Origin of the sequence: Pseudoalteromonas sp. OANN1, assembly GCF_024124685.1 — a bacterium.
In the GTDB taxonomy this organism is placed as follows: Bacteria; Pseudomonadota; Gammaproteobacteria; order Enterobacterales; family Alteromonadaceae; genus Pseudoalteromonas; species Pseudoalteromonas piscicida.
In genome coordinates, this window is sequence record NZ_JAMXSE010000013.1 from 75,221 (window position 1) to 94,539 (window position 19,319).

Genomic DNA, 19,319 nt, shown 5'->3' on the forward strand with positions numbered 1-19,319 from the left:
GCATCAATAATCGCAGCCAGATCATTTACTTGTCTGTCCACGTCACCAAGAGGGCAATATTGTGCTTCAAGAATATCGTAAACACGTAGAAGAGCGTGCCGCGCAAGGTATCGTGCCTAAGCCGTTAGACGCGCAGCAAACTGCTGACCTTATCGAATTACTAAAAACTCCACCTGCAGGTGAAGAAGAGTTCATCGTTGATCTATTTATCAACCGTGTACCGCCAGGTGTAGATGATGCCGCTTATGTAAAAGCAGGCTTTTTGGCTGCAGTAGCGAAAGGCGAAGCGGAATCACCGCTCATTTCAAGAGAGTATGCAGCTGAACTACTTGGCACTATGCTTGGTGGTTACAACATCGCGCCTATGATAGACCTTCTAGACGATGCTGCTATCGCGCCAATCGTTGCTAAAGGTTTGTCTCACACGCTACTGATGTTTGACGCATTCTACGATGTAGAAGAAAAAGCAAAAGCGGGCAATGAGTTTGCTAAGCAAGTGATTGAGTCATGGGCAAATGCAGAATGGTTCCTTGAGAAGCCTGCCGTTGCAGACAAGATTTCAGTGACTGTATTTAAAGTAACTGGCGAAACAAATACAGACGACTTGTCTCCAGCACCAGATGCTTGGTCTCGTCCTGATATCCCATTACACGCGCTGGCTATGCTTAAAAACGAGCGTGATGGTATCAACCCTGATAAGCCAGGTGAGGTAGGTCCAATTGCACAACTTGAAGCGCTTAATGGTAAAGGTTTACCGCTAGCGTATGTAGGTGACGTTGTTGGTACAGGCTCATCTCGTAAATCTGCAACTAACTCTGTACTTTGGTTCATGGGTGATGACATTCCATTCGTACCAAACAAGCGTGTTGGCGGTGTGTGTCTAGGTGGCAAGATTGCGCCAATCTTTTTCAACACCATGGAAGATTCTGGTGCACTACCAATTGAGCTTCCAGTTGACGAACTAAACATGGGCGACCAAATCGACATCTTCCCTTACGAAGGTGTGGTTAAGCGTCACGGTACTGACGAAGTTATTTCAACGTTCTCATTGAAATCAGACGTAATTCTTGATGAAGTGCGTGCAGGCGGCCGTATTCCACTGATCATCGGTCGTGGTCTTACAGACAAAGCACGTACGTCTCTTGGTCTTGAAGCAGAAGATATCTTCCGTAAGCCTAAGTTAGTGGCTGATTCTGGTAAAGGCTTTACGCTTGCACAGAAGATGGTTGGTAAAGCATGTAATATGGCAGGTGTACGCCCAGGCCAATACTGTGAGCCAACAATGACAACGGTAGGTTCTCAGGATACTACGGGTCCAATGACGCGTGATGAGCTTAAAGACCTTGCTTGTCTTGGCTTCTCTGCTGACCTTACGATGCAGTCATTCTGTCATACCTCAGCTTATCCTAAGCCAATCGATGTAAACACACATCACACACTTCCTGATTTCATCATGAACCGTGGCGGTGTATCGCTACGCCCTGGTGACGGTGTTATCCACTCGTGGCTAAACCGTATGCTACTTCCTGATACGGTAGGTACAGGTGGTGACTCGCATACTCGTTTCCCACTAGGTATTTCATTCCCAGCAGGTTCAGGTGCAGTAGCATTCGCAGCCGCAACAGGTGTAATGCCGTTGGATATGCCTGAGTCAATCCTTGTTCGTTTTAAAGGTGAAATGCAGCCGGGTATCACATTACGTGACCTAGTACACGCTATCCCTTACTATGCAATCCAGCAAGGTCTATTGACGGTTGAGAAAAAAGGTAAGATCAACGAATTCTCCGGTCGTATCCTTGAAATCGAGGGTGTTGAGCACCTGACGGTTGAGCAAGCGTTCGAACTATCTGACGCATCTGCAGAGCGTAGCGCAGCAGGTTGTACTGTTAAGCTTTCACAAGCGTCTATCGAAGAGTACCTAAACTCTAACATCGTTATGCTTAAGTGGATGATCTCTGAAGGCTATGGTGATGTACGTACCATTGAGCGTCGTATCACTAAGATGGAAGAGTGGCTAGCGAATCCTGAGCTAATGACTGCTGACGCGGATGCAGAATACGCGCACACCATTGAGATTGATCTTGCCGATATCAAAGAGCCAATCCTTTGTGCACCAAATGACCCTGATGACGCACGTCTACTTTCAGCGGTAACAGGTGAGAAGATCGACGAAGTATTCATCGGTTCTTGTATGACTAACATCGGTCACTTCCGTGCAGCGGGTAAACTACTGGATAATTTCGGTGGTCGTCTACCAACGCAACTATGGGTTGCTCCACCAACGAAGATGGACCGCGATCAGTTAACTGACGAAGGTTACTACGGTATTTACGGTCGTGTAGGTGCTCGTATCGAAACTCCTGGATGTTCACTATGTATGGGTAACCAGGCACGTGTTGCTGATAAAGCAACGGTTGTTTCTACCTCGACTCGTAACTTCCCTAACCGTTTAGGTACAGGTGCAAACGTATTCCTTGCATCAGCAGAGCTTGCAGCGGTAGCTGCTATTCTTGGTAAACTACCAACGCCTGCTGAATATCAAGAGTATGCAGAGAAGATCAATGCAACGGCTGCGGACACGTACCGTTACTTGAACTTCCACAAGATGCCTCAGTACACTAAAAAGGCAGACTCAGTGATCATTCAACAAGCGGTTTAATTACTCGCTCTAGAATACATTGAAAGAAAAAAGCCAGCGCATGTTGGCTTTTTTTATGCACATAAAACGCTCAAGTTAAATGTTGTTATCAAGCATTATTTTAAACCTAGATAAGTAATCTACTAAAATGGTAATAATTGGGTTTTTATTGCGTATTGGTAATTAAAATCCCGTTTTTTTAAACAGTAATTTTCTCTGGTTTTATTAGAATTGTCGGCAAATTCTCATCAATGGGCGAGAGGATCATGACAACAGTAAACAACCAGAATTTATTACAACTACGCTTTTTACCGCAGTCACATATCGACGCAGTTAAGCCTTTTTTCAATCAACTTCCAGATAACCCTTATGCCGATGGTGCATTCAGAAAGCGCCGCTATTCTGTGGTTAAATTCACTGGCGGTGAAGTGACATTGCAGCCGACTAAGGCTTTCGTTCAAGACGATTCAATTAATACTTTCCAAGGTAATATTGAGCGTGTTTACGAAAACCTTGAGCTGGACATGTTAAACACTGATGGCTTTAAGCATATGCTTGCTGAATTTAAAGCCATGACAGGAATTGCAGACGATACCAGCATAGAAGTGCATCAGTTTCGCATGTTAGCGATTGAAAGCGATACCCCTCCAGCGCCAGAAGGTGTGCACCAAGATGGTTTTGACCATGTGTGTGTTTGCGGTGTTTCTCACGAAAATATCGCCGGTGGTGAGCTATTGGTATATGAGCACAAAGAAGCCGAACCTTGCTTCAAAATGGAAATCAAAGACGGTTTATTTGCACTCGTGAATGACCGTGAAGTGTGGCATAACGCAACACCGATGAACAAGCTAGATGCCGAGCAAGTTGGTTATCTAGACTGCTTCGTATTTACAGCCTAAGAGGGTAGTATGGATTTAAATCAAGTGCGTCGTCAGTTCCCTGCGCTTATGCAAAGTATTGGCGGAACCGCGCCAATTTTCCTTGATGGCCCAGGTGGCTCTCAAGTCCCGCAGTCCGTGTTGAGCGCGATGTCTGCTTACCTTGGTTATTTTAACTCTAACTTAGGTGGTGCATTTTTCTCAAGCGATAAGACCGTCAGTTTGATGAGTGAAGCGCGCCAAGCAGTTGCTGACTTACTCAATGCGCCAAGTGCAGATCAAATTGTATTTGGTGCCAACATGACCAGCTTAACCTTTAGCTTTAGCCGTGCGCTATCTCGCGAATGGCAAGCGGGTGATGAAGTCATTGTGACCAATGCCGATCACTATTCAAACGTTTCTTCATGGCGTCAAGCTGCCGAAGATAAAGGTGCGACGGTACATGCAGTGCGCATTAATGAAGCCGATTGCACGCTTGATTTAGCGCATTTTGAATCACTACTAAACGGCAAGACTAAGTTGGTTGCGGTGACGTATGCATCAAATACAACGGGCTCAATCAACGATATCAAACGTATTGTGGAGCTTGCGCACCAAGTTGGTGCATTGGTATATGTTGATGCTGTGCATTATGCTCCTCATGAGCTAATCGATGTACAGGCATTGGATTGCGACTTCCTTGCGTGCTCTGCCTATAAGTTCTTTGGTCCGCATGTCGGCATTGTGTATGGTAAGCGTGAGCATTTAGAAGGTTTTACTCCGTATAAGGTGGAGCCGGCAAAAGACATTATTCCAGGTCGTTGGGAAACTGGTACGCAGAGTTTCGAAGGGCTAGCGGGTGTTGTTGCGGCGATTGACTACATTGCTTCACTAAGCGAGATGAGTGCGGATACACCACGCCGAGAGAAGCTGGTTGAGGCGTTTGCACGCACAAAAGCGCATGAGATGCAGCTTAGCCAACACTTCTTAACGCGTTTAGCCGAGTTTAAACAGGTTAAACTTTTTGGTATTGAATCACGCGAGCGACTCGCTGAGCGCACACCAACGTTTGCTTTGACATTTGAGGGCATCGAGCCACGTACCGTGTCTGAATTCTTAGGTAAAAAGCACATGTGCGTATGGGATGGCAATTTCTACGCCCAAGGGCTTTGCGAGCAGCTAGGGGTGATGGATAAAGGTGGGGTGGTGCGTATTGGTTGTATGCACTACAACACCATTGAAGAGCTAGATAGCTTGTTTGATGCATTCAGTGAGTTATTAGCATAATAAAAATTGGGAGCTACGGCTCCCATTTCTTCTCGCAACAATCGAGTTCTCTAGTAGCTTCACTTCTATTTCGATACCGCTTTTTAATAGTATACTTTAATTATATGTATTACATTAACTGGAGGAAATTATGGAAAGGACTGCTGATGGCGTGATAAGAATTACTATTATTCCTCTGTTTTGTTGGCTTCTATCACTGATATTTATTTATGTATATCAGTTTCCTGTCCCCATGGTTGGTATGGTGAATGAAACGGACTTAACGAGTCCACACTTCTGGTGGACGGCAACACTAAGTTATCTCTTTTATGGATTTATCTGCTTTACTATCCCGCTCATGATGCTTATTCAGTATGTCATTTCAAAGTCAAAGTGGATTACAAATCACAGTGGGCAAGATAAGCTGCTTTGCTGTAGTGCCATTCTTTTATGTTTTGCTTGGGCTACTTTACTTAGTCAGTTACACCTTCAATAAATGCATTGAGCTTAGCAATGCGATGGCTCATACCTTCAATAAGCTTGTCTTTGATTTTTTCCCGGATCACATTGGGCAAGCGTGTCAGTGCATCTGGGGTTATTGCCAATATAATGCTGTCTTTTAACGCTTGTGCGCTGGTGCTGCGTTCTCGGTTAGTGATAAATGCGCCTTCACCTAAAAATTCACCAGGACCAACCTTGCCTAAATCATGGGCCGCATCTTGTTTAAAAATCAAAAACTCACCGCTTAACACAATATACAGGCGATTGTCTTTTTCAAAGCGTTTGAAGGCGTGACGCTCTTGCTGCACCAGATATAAGTGACCAAAAGACTCGAGTAACACCTGGCGCTCGGCAAGTGTAAACTCTTTAAAAAACGCTAAGCGATTGATGATCTCTAGTTGTTTAAACAGTGGGACATTTTCAAGCAGTTTCACAGGCTTACATAAGTTAGTACATTGTCTTTATTAAATAGTGGCGACTTTTTTTGATTAGAGCAATGATTTTTTATTGTCGCTTACACCAATCTACTTGATTATGTCGCCAACTATTTATGTGGATTGGTATATAACGATAAGCGACATGAGTTAGATCATTCTAGCAAGCAGGGTCGTACGGCGAAGTAGGGCATGTCATCCCCTGATAGCTGATACAGCCTTTATTGTGTGGTGAGGTAACATCATAACCACCAGCTGCTTGCGGTGTAAGCTCATTTGCTAGCTTCTTGCTGTTAGATAGATGTTTTAGTGGTTTTTTATTCAATGTAATTTTCATAGCGATTCCTTTACAAAATGTAAGTTATGCCGAGTAACAAGATACGGCATAGTCTAAGCTACTGTTTGTTTGTGTGATTTTCAATCAGATATTATTCATTTTGGGAACTGGAGTGGTGGGGGAAAGCTGAGTCATAATACTCAGCTTGTCGTCTAATCTTGAATATTTCTCTCTTTTAACTTTCTGGTCAATGTATTGCGCCCCCAACCTATCTTTAACGCCGCATCTTGCTTATGACCATGACAGGCATTGAGTGCGGATTTGATCAGCCGTGTTTCTAATTGTGCTTGCACATCGGGCCAAATATGGTCTTTTCCTGTACGTAACTCTGAGTCTAACCAAGTTTGGAATGCGTCCAGCCAATTACCATGTTCTAAGGCGTCAATCTGTTGTGGTTTTTCTAGCTCTTCGGGCAGATCCGCTGGGGTGACAAGTTCGCCCGGCGCCATTACCGTTAACCAGCGGCAGGTGTTTTCCAGCTGTCTAACGTTGCCTGGCCAATGATAGGCTTGCATTTTTTGCAGGGCATGTTTGGAGATGATTTTTGGCTCGGCTTTTAGCTCTTTGGCGCTTTTTGCAAGAAAGTGATCGCACAGGGCAGCGATATCTTCAGGGCGCTCACGTAAGGCTGGTAGTTTTAACCTGACGACATTTAGACGGTGAAACAAGTCTTCACGGAATTTACCTTGCTTTACCAGTGTCTCTAAGTCTTGATGGGTAGCCGCGACGATACGGACATCGACCTTCACGCTGTTGTGACCACCAACCCGATAAAACTCACCATCGGCGAGTACGCGCAATAGCCGAGTTTGTACGTCCAGTGGCATATCACCGATTTCATCTAAAAATAAGGTGCCACCGTCGGCTTGCTCAAAGCGGCCACGGCGCATGCTGTCAGCGCCAGTAAAAGCGCCTTTTTCATGGCCGAACAATTCAGACTCGACGAGATCTTTGGGGATGGCAGCCATATTGAGCGCGATAAAAGAAGCGTCTTTTCGCGGGCTGTGATTGTGCAGCGCGCCTGCCACAAGCTCTTTACCCGTGCCTGATTCGCCGTTAATCAATACACTCATGCTTGAAGCGGAAAGTTTACCGATGGCGCGGAACACTTCCTGCATCGCTGGGGCTTCACCAATAATGTCGGGGCTATTGGCTTTTTCACTGTGGCGCTTTTGCTTTTTAGTTTGCTGGCCTGCGCGAAATGCACGTTGCACAAGGGAAACGGCCTCGTTTAAGTCGAAAGGTTTGGCGAGGTATTCAAATGCTCCTTTCTTAAATGCGTTGACCGCAGAGTCCAAGTCCGAGTGCGCGGTCATAATGATCACCGGCAAGTTTGGGTAGAGTCCTGCAATTTTATCTAACAAGGCCATGCCATCGATACCTGGCATACGTACATCTGAGATCAGCACTGCGGGTTGCTCATATTCAAGCGCGGTCAATACATCTTGACCGCTGGCGAAGCTCTCGGTTTCAAACTCAGCTCGCTTTAACGCCTTTTCTAAAACAAATCGGATTGAAGCATCATCATCGACTAACCAAACTGATTTCATTGCACGTTTCCTGTTTCGGTGTTGTCAAAGGGAAGGTAGATACTGAACTCAGTGTGTCCTGGCCAACTATCGCATTCGATAAACCCTTGGTGTTGCTCTACCAAAGTTTGTGCGATAGAGAGTCCAAGTCCAGATCCTCCTTCTTTATTCGTGATCATCGGAAAGAACAATGTCTCTTTTACCTCATCGGCGATCCCCGGACCGTTGTCGCTGATACGGATGAGTAATGCTTTTTTCAATAGCCGCTCACCATGATGAAGACGGTGTTTAATGCGCGTTGTTATGGTGATCGTACCGTCATGCTGTAGCGCTTGTTGAGCATTGCGTAGCATATTCAGCAGAACTTGCTGAATTTTGGCTTGATCTATCACAATGGCCGGAATACTGGGATCATAATCTTTTACCAAGGTGATATCGGCATCGCGCTCCAAGGTGGTTAACTTTATCACCGACTCTAACGCCTGATGGATATTACACGGCTCTTTTTGTGGTAACTGATTGGGTCCAAGTAATCTATCTACCAACTCGCGCAATCTATCTGCTTGCTCAATAATGAGCGTGGCACATTCTTCCCGTTCTTGTTGATCAGTTTCGTACTGCAATAATTGCGCCGCACCGCGGATCCCACCAAGTGGATTTTTTATTTCATGGGCAAGACCGCGAATGAGGTTTCGAGCTGCCTGAAATTGGTGCATTTGATTGGATGCTTGGTCATAACGCAGGGCATCATCAACACGGCGACATTCCACTAAAATATACGCCTTTTCTGCAAGGTAAACTCGTCTGGCATGCAGACTTAGTGTCGCAACACGATTATCTACGAATACCACGTCTACCCTGTGTTGCTGGCAGTCTACGCCATCTTGTAGCACGTATTTAGAGAGCCGTGGCAGGTCTATATGATGATGATTAAACACACTATCAATTGCCAGTCCAACAAGCCGTTTAGTGCTGAGTCCCAGTAGTTCACTACTGCTGTAATTGGCATAGTGGATCATTAAATTTTGATCGAGCACTAAAATCGCGGTTGAGAGAGATTGCCAAACTTTATCCAAGTCAATCGAGTTATGTTGATCCATATATGTTCACCGTGCACCAATGTGGTGCAATGAGAATAGCATAGCTTTGCATCCATTGAAGTAAATTATTACCTAAGCTCAGAAACTAGGGGTTTTCGAACTCGTATCCTAAACTTGTTATTAATAAAGCATGCCAACTTTAAGGTCTTAGTGCTTTGTGTCAAAAAATACATCTAGCTCGTGTCTGTGGGGGGAGCCTTTTTGTCACGTTCTGCATGAGCGGGTGTGACTTTCAAAGCGCTAAGTATGTTACCGAACAGGGTGACTGCTTTCCTCCTCAAGCTGCGAGTGTACATCGAGCTACGAATGGCGAGAAAGCCACCCTTACAGGTGTGATGCGGGTCGTCCAACCTAACTGGCGAGATAAATATTTATTGCGAACAAAGGCCGAGGTCTACTATCAAGTTCAGGTTGGTGAGCAAAGGTTGTGGATTGAACACAATGACATGTCGAATTTGGCTTCCTCAATACCAGAGGAAATGAGCATAGTATGTTTGCAACTACTGGTTGAAAGTCAGTGTAGGTAAGCAATATCGCTTTAATTATTCACGGTATTGCGGTGCAAAAAGAACTTATGAGCATCGCTTTGGGCGACTAACATACCTTTTTGATTAAACACTTTCATAACCACAGAATGCTCGCCGCGATCAATGCCACGCAAAGCAAACTGAGTATTAGTTTGCTTTGGCCCTGTGGCTGTTCCATTGAGAAAGAGTTGCACGCTTAAACCTTGGGTAAATCTAGGCTCAATGGTGCCTGTTACGTATACGCTGCCACTATTATCGCGGATTGTTTGCTCATGCTCTGGGGAAGTGATTTTAGCTGTATATTGAATCGTTGGTGATGTATCCGTTTGCTCGAGAATTTTAGTATCAACACTTGGCATGGTTAAGGCGCTGGCATTGAGTTTGACTTCTTTCGAGCCAGGTTGCGGTACATCCGAATAGACCCAATGGCCGTTTTTGTCTTTCCAGCGATAGATTTTTGGATTGGACTCTGCTGCAGCATCAATGCTTGTTAGGGCTAGCGTCATGCTAACCGACATTATAAGAAACCACTGACGCACCACAAATCTCCAGAGCAAACTACTGTTCATACTGTAGTATAGCGCAGTTGGAATTGCGAGTTGCAAATGAATAATTCCCATAATGACAACATAAAGGCAACTTTCTTTAAGCTTTTGAATTGCATCAAAAAAGCCCGTAACAACGGGCTTGAGAACACATATGATTAAGAGTGCCAGAAACGCATAATGAGTTTTGGCTCTACAAGCTCAATACGGCAGTATTGAGCGTAGTAGTCGGTTAGCGATTAAACGCTGTAGTACATTTCGAACTCAACTGGGTGAGTTGTCATGTTTAATTTTTCAACTTCTTTCGACTTAAGTGTGATATATGCATCGATTAGGTCGTCAGTGAATACGCCACCTTGAGTTAAGAACTCACGGTCAGCATCTAGAGAAGCAAGCGCTTCATCAAGTGATGCTGCAACAGTTGGGATTTCTGCTGCTTCTTCCGCTGGTAGGTCGTATAAATCTTTATCCATTGCATCGCCAGGGTGGATCTTGTTGCGGATACCGTCAAGACCAGCCATCAGCTGGGCTGCGAAAGCTAGGTATGGGTTAGCCGCAGGATCTGGGAAGCGTACTTCGATACGACGACCCTTCTCTGATGGGATCACAGGGATACGGATTGATGCTGAACGGTTACGTGCTGAGTATGCAAGCATAACTGGCGCTTCAAACCCTGGTACTAGACGCTTGTAAGAGTTTGTTGCTGGGTTAGTGAATGCATTGATTGCTTTAGCATGCTTAATGATACCACCAATGTAGTAAAGCGCTTCTTCAGATAGACCGCCGTACTTGTCGCCTGCGAAGATGTTCTTGCCGTCTTTAGCAAGTGATTGGTGGCAGTGCATGCCTGAACCGTTATCACCAACGATTGGCTTAGGCATAAAGGTTGCTGTCTTACCGTATAGGTGAGCCATGTTGTGGATAACGTACTTCATCTCTTGGATTTCGTCTGCTTTAGTCACCATCGTATTAAAGCGAGTCGCAATCTCATTTTGACCAGCAGTTGCTACTTCGTGGTGGTGCGCTTCAACAACGTGGCCCATTTCTTCAAGTACTAAACAAGTAGCTGCACGCCAATCATTAGACGAGTCTACCGGTGCTACTGGGAAGTAACCACCTTTTACGCCAGGGCGGTGACCTGTGTTGCCGCCTTCGTAGTGCTTGTCTGAGTTCCAAGCTGCTTCTTCAGCATCGATTTTGTACATAGAGCCAGACATGTCAGTTTTAAATTTAACATCGTCAAACAAGAAGAACTCTGGCTCTGGACCAAATAATACGGTGTCTGCAATACCTGTTGAACGCATGAACTCTTCAGCGCGTTTAGCTACTGAACGTGGGTCACGCTCGTAACCTTGGTGTGTGTTTGGTTCAACCACGTCACAACGAACGATAAGCGTTGTTTCTTCTGCGAATGGGTCTAGCTTTGCACTTTCTGCATCAGGCATAAGTACCATGTCAGATTCGTTGATGCCTTTCCAACCAGCGATAGATGAGCCATCAAACATTTTGCCGTCTTCAAAGAAGTCTTCATCGGCTTGATGATGTGGGATCGATACGTGTTGTTCTTTACCTTTTGTATCTGTGAAACGTAAATCAACAAATTTTACGTCGTGCTCTTTAATAAAATCTAAAACCGATTGTGACATGTGTCCTCCGACTCGTTGGGTTATTTTTTGCTGCAATGTACTGCAATTGCACACAGATAAGCTTGATCTGTGCCATGTTTTTAAGTTTTTGATAAGTATTGATTTTTAACTTTTGGGAAATTTAGGGATTAGCTTGTTGCACTAACTTGGTGCGTAAATGTTTCATTATGGTGCGCAATGTTGGTGCAAGCGATTCCCTGTGATAGTCACTTTATCTTCGAGTAAGTGTTTGGAGTATTGGTATAGATTATGAAGTGCAACAAAGCAAAAATTAATTTAATGCGATAGCTGGGATCAGGGGTCGTGTTTTAATAAAAAAAGCAAGGCGCCTTGAGGGAGACGCCATGCCTTCAGGGAGTTGACTTTATCGAAGCTCAGGCTAGGGCCTGTTGATCTTTGCTGTTTGATTTTTGTTCTCCTGAGTGTGTTTTGGTCGCGACGCTCGACTTGCCGCCTAGTAATCTAGGCAAAAGTTGAGCAACAATGAACAAAGCGCACTCAGGTGAACCCAAAGGGCAGCGCTTGATTAGCATTTCTACTGTGTTATCGCCTGACTCACATAGAATAACTATGCTACGCAGGCTCTGCCTTGTACAAATACCAATCAAACTGCTGCAAAAACAAACTTGAAAGGTAAACAGGCCCTAGTTACTTCTCAGCGAGTATAACGCGGGCTTAGTAATAACCCCGCTGGCGGCTAATACAGTTGTTGCAGCGGTAATTCCGATGATAAGCGACAGTGGTAATACGAATCCAAGCAGGGAGACACTAAACATGACCTCCGAGTTTGCCAGCCATGCCATCGCTGCAACGGTTGCAAATGTCGCACATCCAAGAGCCGTAAAGATAACTTTAGTATTTTCTCCTAGTAATCCAAGTACAATACTTTTTGGCGACGCACCAATTGCCATACGCACTCCGAGTTCATAGCGACGCATAGAAACACCGTAATTGAGTACGCCATATATGCCAATTAGTGCGATAAGTAAGGTGATGGTTGCCAGAGATAGCGCAGCCCAACCTGCAACTTGGTGAATTGCGAGCGAGTTAGATAGCTGTTGAGACAAAGGTTGAATTTCAGCAACGCGCCAGCGTTTAGATATTTGCGCCATGGTCTGGTTTATGGATTGGGGAAGTATCTGCTGCCCTGTGTGCGTTTGAATAATAAACGCTGGTGTATAGGCTGACAGTCTGTCCACAGCCCACATGCGAGCGGTATCAGGCTTATCTGGAATGGCTAAATTTTCACTAATACCTATGATTTCATACTGAACATGACGACGGCCATTGAGCCAATAAAAGCGTTTACCTATAGCGTCTCCTTGTGGCGCAAGTTGTTCTGCAAAGGCTTGATTAACAATAAGCACAGCTGATTGGCTATTCACTTCTTCAGTGGTGAAATTGCGGCCTTGTAGCAGACTAACCTCCATCAGTGGCAGGTAAGATTCATCAACGATGTTACCAGACACTGAATACTGCGTCTGGAATCCTGAATCAGTTGCAAGAAAGGTACTGAGTCCAAATTCAATCGGTGTGCCAGTAGTTAAGCTGACCGCTTTGAATTGTGGGTTTTGTTTGAGCGCAGCGGTAACATCTAGTAATTGTTGTCTGCGCTCGGCATAAAATGCATCTCTTTGTTCACGGGCTGGACGTTGCTCTACAAGTTGGTTGAGTTCAACCTCATAGCGTTCAGAGGTTGAGAAATTAGGAGATTGGTTGAGTAATCCCCATGCATTGATAAAAGTTTGCGAGCAAGCGAGTAACAATAGGCTGGCTAGAAATAGTTGGCTAAAAATTAAGGCTTTTCGGGTTTCTGTTTTGATTTGGATCCCAGTGCCTTTTCCGCTGCTTTGGAGTTGGCTATTGAGCTGCTTAAAGTTAATGCGTTTGCTCACAAGCCATGCACCGAGCGATGCCAATAACACGGCAAGAATTAAGCACAAGGCAACCGTGATGAAATTTGTGCTGAGGTTGAGTACGCCAGGTAGGCTATCAGCAGCTACCAGCCTAAGTAAGTAGTAGCATAATTCACTCACCGCGAAGGAAAGCATCGCGGCGCTGCTTGTGAGGATTAAGAGTTCGATAAATATGCCCCGAGATAAGTGGCCGCGTCCAGCGCCAAGTGCAGCCTTGATTGCCATATCACGTTGCTGATTTACCGCTCTGGCTAGAATAAGGTTAGCAATGTTGGCACAAGCAATGAGTAGCAGGCAAAGTGCGCCTAAAAGTAGCCAAATAGTTTTGCTGGCACTATCACCGTGGATTTTTTCTCGCAGCGGTAACAGCTCCAACGTAATGGTCATATCATCAAAGAAAGAAGAGCTGGCTGTTTGGGTTTTAAAACGGCTGTTGTAATGCGTGGATAGCTGGTGGTTGATAGTGGGAATGTCTACCGCCCCCGCTTTTTTAATCAACACGTGTCGATTAGGACCGGTGATCCCCCAGTGCTGCGCATCGCGGCGTTGGAATGAATAATAATCCCAAGGCAACCATACGTCAGTCAGACGACCCGGAGTAAGCATTTCAGGTTCGCGATTTTGCTCCGATAGCACACCAATGATTTTAAAATTTACTTGGTCTATTTGAATCGATTGACCGACGATATCGGCTGCTTGACCATAATATTTTTGCCAAGCTTGATAGGACAATACCGCGATTGGCTGCATTGAATTAAGGCCTTCGTCTGCGCTCGGTCTACGACCTAAGTGAAAAGTAAATCCAAGCATCGGCATAAATTCAGGGGTGGTGTAAGTGGTATTGACTTGCGGCGTTTCAACTTTACTTCTAATCACCTCTTCGGAATAGCCAAATAGGGCGGTTTGCGACTCCGGCGTTTTTTCATTTTCATAGATCTCAAGCAGCATAGGTATCGGAGTGAAATCATCAAACTCCACTCTATCCTTGATATAGTGCACTGCTTTTGAAACGTAAAGCTGCTCTGCATTGGGGTAAGGCAACGGCGCAGAGAGAATAGTAAAGTTTAAATTAAACATCGCCACGAGCGTACCTAGTGTGAGCGCAAGCGTAGAGATAATCGTGATGGTAAATACTTTTACTTTACTCAGAGAGTACAGACTGGCACTCATGTCTTTGACAAGCATATTACTTTCCTCGCTTCCATCATGAACTAAAACGTGTCAACGACTGTGTTGGCGTTAGTGTGTGTTTGGGGGGCCAGTATTTTGCCATCTAGAAGGTGTAGTTTGCGTGTCGCCATATCGGCATATCTAGGGTCGTGCGTCACCATACATAATGTTGTCCCTTCTAGGTTTAGCGTTTTCAACATGTCCATAACGGCATCACCATTTTTTGAGTCAAGGTTACCTGTAGGTTCGTCAACAAGCAGTAATGCGGGGTTGCCGACGAGTGCGCGGGCAATAGCAATCCTTTGCTGTTGCCCACCTGAAAGCTGGTTTGGGCGATGTTTTGCGCGGTGTGCCATATCTACTTTTGTTAGGCAGCTCATTACAACGTGATCAATATCGGCATTGCTCATCGGAGTTTTACGATAACGCAATGGCAGCGCGATATTATCGTAGACTGTCAGTTCATCAATTAAGTTGAATGACTGAAAGATAAAGCCAATTTTTTCGTTTCGAATATGTGCCGCAGCCGCCAAAGTTAATTGGCTAACCTCAAGATTTTCAATTTTATAGCTACCATCTGTTGGCATGTCTAACAGACCAAGAATTGACAGCAGGGTAGATTTACCACATCCAGAAGGGCCACAAATAGACACGAAATCACCCTTATATATTTCCAAGTCAATCCCACGCAATGCATGAGTTTCCATTTCTTCGGTACTAAAAACTTTGGTGATCCCTGACATGGTTAAAATAGTTTCTTTCATAATCGTATCCTAATGATGATTTATTATTGAATGATCCGTACTTGTTTAGCGTTTTTATAAGTACTCGTATCAGAGAGTATAATTTGCTGATTTGGGGTGACACCGCTTTCAATTTGCAAGAATTTGCCTGCATCAATACCAAATGACACTATCTGAGGGGTTGCGATGTCATTGTCTAACACAAAGAGCGTTTGCTGGCTGTGTGATTGAGTGTTACTTGGACGCTCAACATACAGTGCGTTCTTCAGCTGATGTGTACTAATTTGCGCATCTACGTTAAGTTCTGGACGCGCAGAATCAGGAACGCCATTGACAAAAGTGAGCTCAACTTCAATGGTGCCCTCTTGTACTTGCGGGCTGATCCTTGTGACTTTTGCTGGCACTTGTTCGCGGCGTGTATTGACCATAGCAAATTGACCTACCTGAATTTGTTCTGCTTTAGACTGAGATACTCTGACCAGCGCTTGAAGGTCGTTGGTACTGCCAACTTGAGCAAGTTCTTGGCCGGCCACAACACTTTGTCCAAGTTCAACTGCGAGCCGTTGCAACACGCCTTCTGTACCTGCTCGGACTGTTAGTTTCGCTTCTCTTTCTTTTAACCGGGCGAAAAGAGACTGAGCTTGGTTGATCAGTTCTTGCGAGATGGTTAAATCTTCCGAATGTAATAGCTTTAGCTGCTCTATACGTTGTTGTTGGAGCTGTACTCTTTCTGACAGCTGCTGCTCTTCAAGCTCTGCGGTTTTTACATCAATGGCGGGAACAACTCCTTGGTCTCTGAGGGTTTGCTGAGCTTCTCGGCGCATGACTAGCGATTGATGCTCACTGGTAAGTTCGGCAAGGGTGGCGACTTCCATTAATAACTCGCGCTGGTTTGCGAGCTTTTGTCTGCGAAAGTTTGCTTGTTGACGGTTCAGCTCCATTTCAGCACTTTCTAATTGCTGTAAGAGGTCCGGGTCTTGCATCTTCAAAATGATGGTATCAGGCTGAACTTTACCACCGGGGCGTACTAAGATTTCATAGACGGTGGCAGGGTCTTGGGTGGTGATCAGTTTTTGTTTATTAGAACGAAGCACACCATAGCCGTCAACGCTAACATCTAAATCACCTTGTTTAACTTGTCCAACAATGATGGTTTGTCTTGGTAATTTGAACTCGTCCGATGTTGAGAATAGCTTAAGGCTAAGCCAAGCGAATATCAGCACTAGGGGAATTGCGATAACAAGCCCTAGCTTTTGTAGCGGCTTTGCTTGTTTTTGTTTTATTACGTCCATCATCAGTTACCTTGCTTTAATCGGTTAACCAATGAGAGCAAACGATATGCCAAACTTTATCCTATTGTTTTTATTGATCTTTGATGTTTTTGTTTTACCGAAAGGTCCGATTGTGGACGTGAGAATTCAAAAACTGGACTGAGTATATTGGGTCAGTTTAGTGGCACAGGAAAGGTGAGTTGACAAACCGCCCCCTGTTTATCCTGACGGTTGCTTAGGCTAATGGAACCAGACATTTGCTCGACAAAATAGCGGCTAAGGTAAAGGCCAATACCTTCCCCCGTTTGTTTGGTGGAGTAAAATGGCACAAATAAGTTATCGTGGTTGGCAACGCCGGTACCTTCATCAAGCACCTCCAAGATAGCAATATTGTCTTTGGTATATAGCTTCAGTGTAAGCACAGAGCCCGCGGGGCTCGCTTCTATGGCGTTCTTGATGATATTGATTAGCACTTGATTAAATAAGGTTGGGTCAACATGAAAGTAGACCGGAGAAAGTTCAATTTGCCACGCTACATCGGTGAAAAGGCCTTGAACGGTTTTGCTCACCTCTAACCCCGATAGACGTTTTATCTCTACTTTTATTGGTTGGTTGAGCTGGCTGTACTTATGGATAAAATCCTGCAAATGGAAGCACCGCTCAAGTACGATATTAAATGCTTCGTGATCCCTTGGGTCTTTTGCGCGAGTTTGTAGGCGTTCCAGTATGGCGGACACTGGGGTGAGGGAATTTCTTATTTCATGGCTAATCACTCGGATCAAGCGTTGCCAAGCTTGAAGCTCCTGATCGCGCAGTGCTTGCTGAATATCGATACAGACGACAAGATGATATGACTGACTCTGCTGAGTAAAGGTGCTGTGTCTAACTTGCCAGCGCTTGTTGTTCTGTATATCGATAAAATGCCACTGTGGAGAAGGAGTTAACCCTATCGCCTCTGGGTGGCTATATCGTAGGGTTTGCCATGGCCTTTGAAATAGTTGAAAGCAGGCGTCATTGCCAAAGCACAGTTGCATACGTTGGTCGAAAATAAGCATCGGGGTATTTAACACACTGATCAGTTCAGCAACGAGGAAAGATTGCATATCTTCATCGGTTTTTTCACTTTGTAGCATATCGGAGAGCGCATTCAGCTGATTGTGCAGCTGGGCGACAACGCCCGAAGAAAATGTCGATTTGGCTTTTAGGCTAAAGTCGCGCTTAAGCCACGCTTCGGCTTGGTAACCACAGCGTTCAAACGATAGCTTACAGCGATTGTAAAGCTGTTTTAGTAATAATCCTTGGCAGGCAATCAGGCCAACGATTAAGAGTAAGGTAGGTAGAGGCATGGAAATAGGTATGCGAATCCCCATTTGCCAACTGACGACACACACTCCCGCAATTTCAATAGCGATGAGTAGCAGAAATTTAACTACAAAATAGCGTGCCAAAGGTTCCTTAAATAAGTGCATATTTTTCAAGGCGTCGGTAGAGTGATTGCTTAGTGATCCCCAGTAATTCAGCAGCTTGTTGTTTGTTTCCTGCCGTATTAGTCAAAGCTTGAGTAATCAGTTGTTGTTCTGCTTGCTCCAATGTGATGAGTGGCAGCGACATGGAATTATTCGCACTTGCTTGTGAAGGCGTGCTCATATGTAATTGTTCGGGGCCGATTTCACCCGTTTGTGTTAGTAGCACGGCGCGTTCGAGCAAGTGACCAAGCTCTCTTGTATTACCTGGCCAATTGTACTGTTTTAGCTGATTTAGTGCCGTGGGTGTGAGCCAGCATTGCGTTTTTCCATATCGCTGACCATGGGTTTTGATAAAGTGTTCCGCTAACAATTCAATGTCTTCAGGGCGTGTTCGCAAGGGCGGGATTTCGATTGTGAAGGTATTGATCCGATAAAAAAGATCTTGGCGAAACTCAGCTTGAGCGATTAACTGCTCTAATTTTGCATTCGTTGCACTGATGAGCCTCACGTCAGCGACTTCAGTGACGCTTGAACCTACTGCTTCATATTCTCGAGACTCTAGCACTCGCAGCAACTTACTTTGTTGTGCAAGCGGGAGAGTGCCGATTTCATCCAAAAATAAGGTACCAAGATCCGCTAATTTAAACCGTCCTGCACGGTCTGATTTGGCGTCAGTAAATGCGCCTTTGGTATGACCAAAAAGCTCACTCTCAAACAGTTGCTCAGGGATGGTTGCCATGTTAACGGAAATAAATGGCTGCGCTGCACGCAGCGAGTGTTGATGTATCCACTGGGCTATTAAGCTTTTGCCAACTCCATTCTCTCCGGTTAACAGAATATTGGCATCCGTGGGAGCCATGACTTCTAATTGCGTCATCAGGTGTTGCATGGCTTTGCTGCGCCATAACACAGGTTTAGCATCTCCAGCGAGCGCATGCTGAAAAGCTTGGCTTTTATTTCTTAGTTTATTGAGTTGTAACTGGCCTCTAATAACTTGTTCAAAGCGCTGGTTTTTCCAGGGCTTTTCGAGAAAATCTGCCGCGCCCAGTTGCATGGCTTGAACTACAAGCTCAGTATGTGACCATGCCGTCATAGCGACAATAGGGGTGGTATTGCCAAGTTGCTGTTGCTGTCGTAGAAACCTGAGTCCCTCTTGCCCCGATGTAGAGTCTAACTCAAAGTTCATATCGAGTAGGATCAAGCTAGGCTGGTGCTGTTCAAGAAAGCTGAGTGCTTGCACTGGATTTTCGACTTCTTCGACGGCTAGACCTAAATCTTCCAATACAAATCGCGCAGCTAATCTTACTTCTCTGTTGTCTTCTATTAGCAATATTTGTGGTTTAGCACTCACAGTAAGCTTCCTTGATTTATTA

General features: G+C 45.0%; 15 protein-coding genes. 4 read left to right on the forward strand and 11 right to left on the reverse strand.

Going from position 1 to position 19,319, the window contains the following annotated elements; all coding sequences use genetic code 11:
• Window positions 1-61: 61 nt before the first annotated feature.
• The 4 genes from acnB (at window position 62) to NH462_RS12340 (ending at window position 5,257) form a co-directional block, all read left to right on the forward strand.
• Window positions 62-2,659: a bifunctional aconitate hydratase 2/2-methylisocitrate dehydratase gene (gene acnB, locus NH462_RS12325; RefSeq protein WP_045965778.1), complete on the forward strand. Its 2,598-nt coding sequence runs from the start codon at window positions 62-64 to the stop codon at window positions 2,657-2,659.
• Window positions 2,660-2,904: 245 nt separating this feature from the next.
• Window positions 2,905-3,537 (forward strand): 2OG-Fe dioxygenase family protein, encoded by a 633-nt coding sequence (locus NH462_RS12330; RefSeq protein ID WP_010374441.1) that lies wholly within the window; start codon window positions 2,905-2,907, stop codon window positions 3,535-3,537.
• Window positions 3,538-3,546: 9 nt separating this feature from the next.
• On the forward strand, window positions 3,547-4,782 hold the full coding sequence (locus tag NH462_RS12335) for a cysteine desulfurase-like protein (RefSeq protein WP_017219326.1): 1,236 nt from the start codon (window positions 3,547-3,549) through the stop codon (window positions 4,780-4,782).
• 130 nt (window positions 4,783-4,912) lie between these two features.
• Window positions 4,913-5,257 (forward strand): hypothetical protein, encoded by a 345-nt coding sequence (locus NH462_RS12340; RefSeq protein WP_253105839.1) that lies wholly within the window; start codon window positions 4,913-4,915, stop codon window positions 5,255-5,257.
• Here NH462_RS12340 and NH462_RS12345 read toward each other — a convergent pair.
• The 11 genes from NH462_RS12345 to NH462_RS12395 form a co-directional block, all read right to left on the reverse strand.
• On the reverse strand, window positions 5,235-5,696 hold the full coding sequence (locus tag NH462_RS12345; protein WP_045989409.1) for a cyclic nucleotide-binding domain-containing protein: 462 nt from the start codon (window positions 5,694-5,696) through the stop codon (window positions 5,235-5,237). The genes NH462_RS12340 and NH462_RS12345 overlap by 23 nt on opposite strands.
• 160 nt (window positions 5,697-5,856) lie before the next feature.
• Window positions 5,857-6,033 carry a hypothetical protein gene (locus tag NH462_RS12350; RefSeq protein WP_157757218.1) on the reverse strand — a complete coding sequence of 59 codons (177 nt, stop codon included), beginning with the start codon at window positions 6,031-6,033 and terminating at the stop codon, window positions 5,857-5,859.
• A gap of 152 nt (window positions 6,034-6,185) precedes the next feature.
• A complete protein-coding gene (gene ntrC / locus NH462_RS12355) occupies window positions 6,186-7,583 on the reverse strand; it encodes a nitrogen regulation protein NR(I) (protein ID WP_088529552.1) in 1,398 nt (465 codons plus the stop codon).
• Window positions 7,580-8,662, reverse strand: coding sequence for a nitrogen regulation protein NR(II) (gene glnL, locus NH462_RS12360; protein ID WP_010374448.1), 1,083 nt, complete (start codon window positions 8,660-8,662; stop codon window positions 7,580-7,582). The genes ntrC and glnL overlap by 4 nt, the downstream gene beginning before the upstream one ends.
• Before the next feature lie 538 nt (window positions 8,663-9,200).
• A complete protein-coding gene (locus NH462_RS12365; protein ID WP_253105840.1) occupies window positions 9,201-9,707 on the reverse strand; it encodes a DUF4124 domain-containing protein in 507 nt (168 codons plus the stop codon).
• 266 nt (window positions 9,708-9,973) lie between these two features.
• Entirely contained in the window at window positions 9,974-11,380 is a 1,407-nt protein-coding gene (glnA, locus tag NH462_RS12370; RefSeq protein WP_010374454.1) for a glutamate--ammonia ligase, read from the reverse strand.
• Window positions 11,381-12,024: 644 nt separating this feature from the next.
• Complete coding sequence (locus tag NH462_RS12375) at window positions 12,025-14,481, reverse strand: ABC transporter permease (protein ID WP_253105841.1); 2,457 nt, start codon at window positions 14,479-14,481, stop codon at window positions 12,025-12,027.
• A 26-nt stretch (window positions 14,482-14,507) separates the two neighbouring features.
• A complete protein-coding gene (locus tag NH462_RS12380) occupies window positions 14,508-15,230 on the reverse strand; it encodes an ABC transporter ATP-binding protein (RefSeq protein WP_253105842.1) in 723 nt (240 codons plus the stop codon).
• A gap of 23 nt (window positions 15,231-15,253) precedes the next feature.
• A complete protein-coding gene (locus NH462_RS12385) occupies window positions 15,254-16,504 on the reverse strand; it encodes an HlyD family efflux transporter periplasmic adaptor subunit (protein ID WP_253105843.1) in 1,251 nt (416 codons plus the stop codon).
• 149 nt (window positions 16,505-16,653) lie between these two features.
• Window positions 16,654-17,928 (reverse strand): HAMP domain-containing sensor histidine kinase, encoded by a 1,275-nt coding sequence (locus NH462_RS12390; RefSeq protein WP_253105844.1) that lies wholly within the window; start codon window positions 17,926-17,928, stop codon window positions 16,654-16,656.
• A gap of 7 nt (window positions 17,929-17,935) precedes the next feature.
• On the reverse strand, window positions 17,936-19,297 hold the full coding sequence (locus NH462_RS12395; protein ID WP_253105845.1) for a sigma-54 dependent transcriptional regulator: 1,362 nt from the start codon (window positions 19,295-19,297) through the stop codon (window positions 17,936-17,938).
• Window positions 19,298-19,319 lie beyond the last annotated feature (22 nt).

Excerpts from the sequence above, each read along its gene's own strand:
- NH462_RS12385 (WP_253105843.1), bottom strand. The coding sequence starts at position 16,504 with ATGATGGACGTAATAAAACAAAAACAAGCAAAGCCGCTACAAAAGCTA.
- NH462_RS12380 (WP_253105842.1), bottom strand. The coding sequence starts at position 15,230 with ATGAAAGAAACTATTTTAACCATGTCAGGGATCACCAAAGTTTTTAGT.
- ntrC (WP_088529552.1), bottom strand. The coding sequence starts at position 7,583 with ATGAAATCAGTTTGGTTAGTCGATGATGATGCTTCAATCCGATTTGTT.
- NH462_RS12365 (WP_253105840.1), bottom strand. The coding sequence starts at position 9,707 with ATGTCGGTTAGCATGACGCTAGCCCTAACAAGCATTGATGCTGCAGCA.
- NH462_RS12330 (WP_010374441.1), top strand. The coding sequence starts at position 2,905 with ATGACAACAGTAAACAACCAGAATTTATTACAACTACGCTTTTTACCG.
- NH462_RS12335 (WP_017219326.1), top strand. The coding sequence starts at position 3,547 with ATGGATTTAAATCAAGTGCGTCGTCAGTTCCCTGCGCTTATGCAAAGT.
- glnL (WP_010374448.1), bottom strand. The coding sequence starts at position 8,662 with ATGGATCAACATAACTCGATTGACTTGGATAAAGTTTGGCAATCTCTC.
- NH462_RS12375 (WP_253105841.1), bottom strand. The coding sequence starts at position 14,481 with ATGCTTGTCAAAGACATGAGTGCCAGTCTGTACTCTCTGAGTAAAGTA.
- NH462_RS12350 (WP_157757218.1), bottom strand. The coding sequence starts at position 6,033 with ATGAAAATTACATTGAATAAAAAACCACTAAAACATCTATCTAACAGC.
- NH462_RS12340 (WP_253105839.1), top strand. The coding sequence starts at position 4,913 with ATGGAAAGGACTGCTGATGGCGTGATAAGAATTACTATTATTCCTCTG.
- glnA (WP_010374454.1), bottom strand. The coding sequence starts at position 11,380 with ATGTCACAATCGGTTTTAGATTTTATTAAAGAGCACGACGTAAAATTT.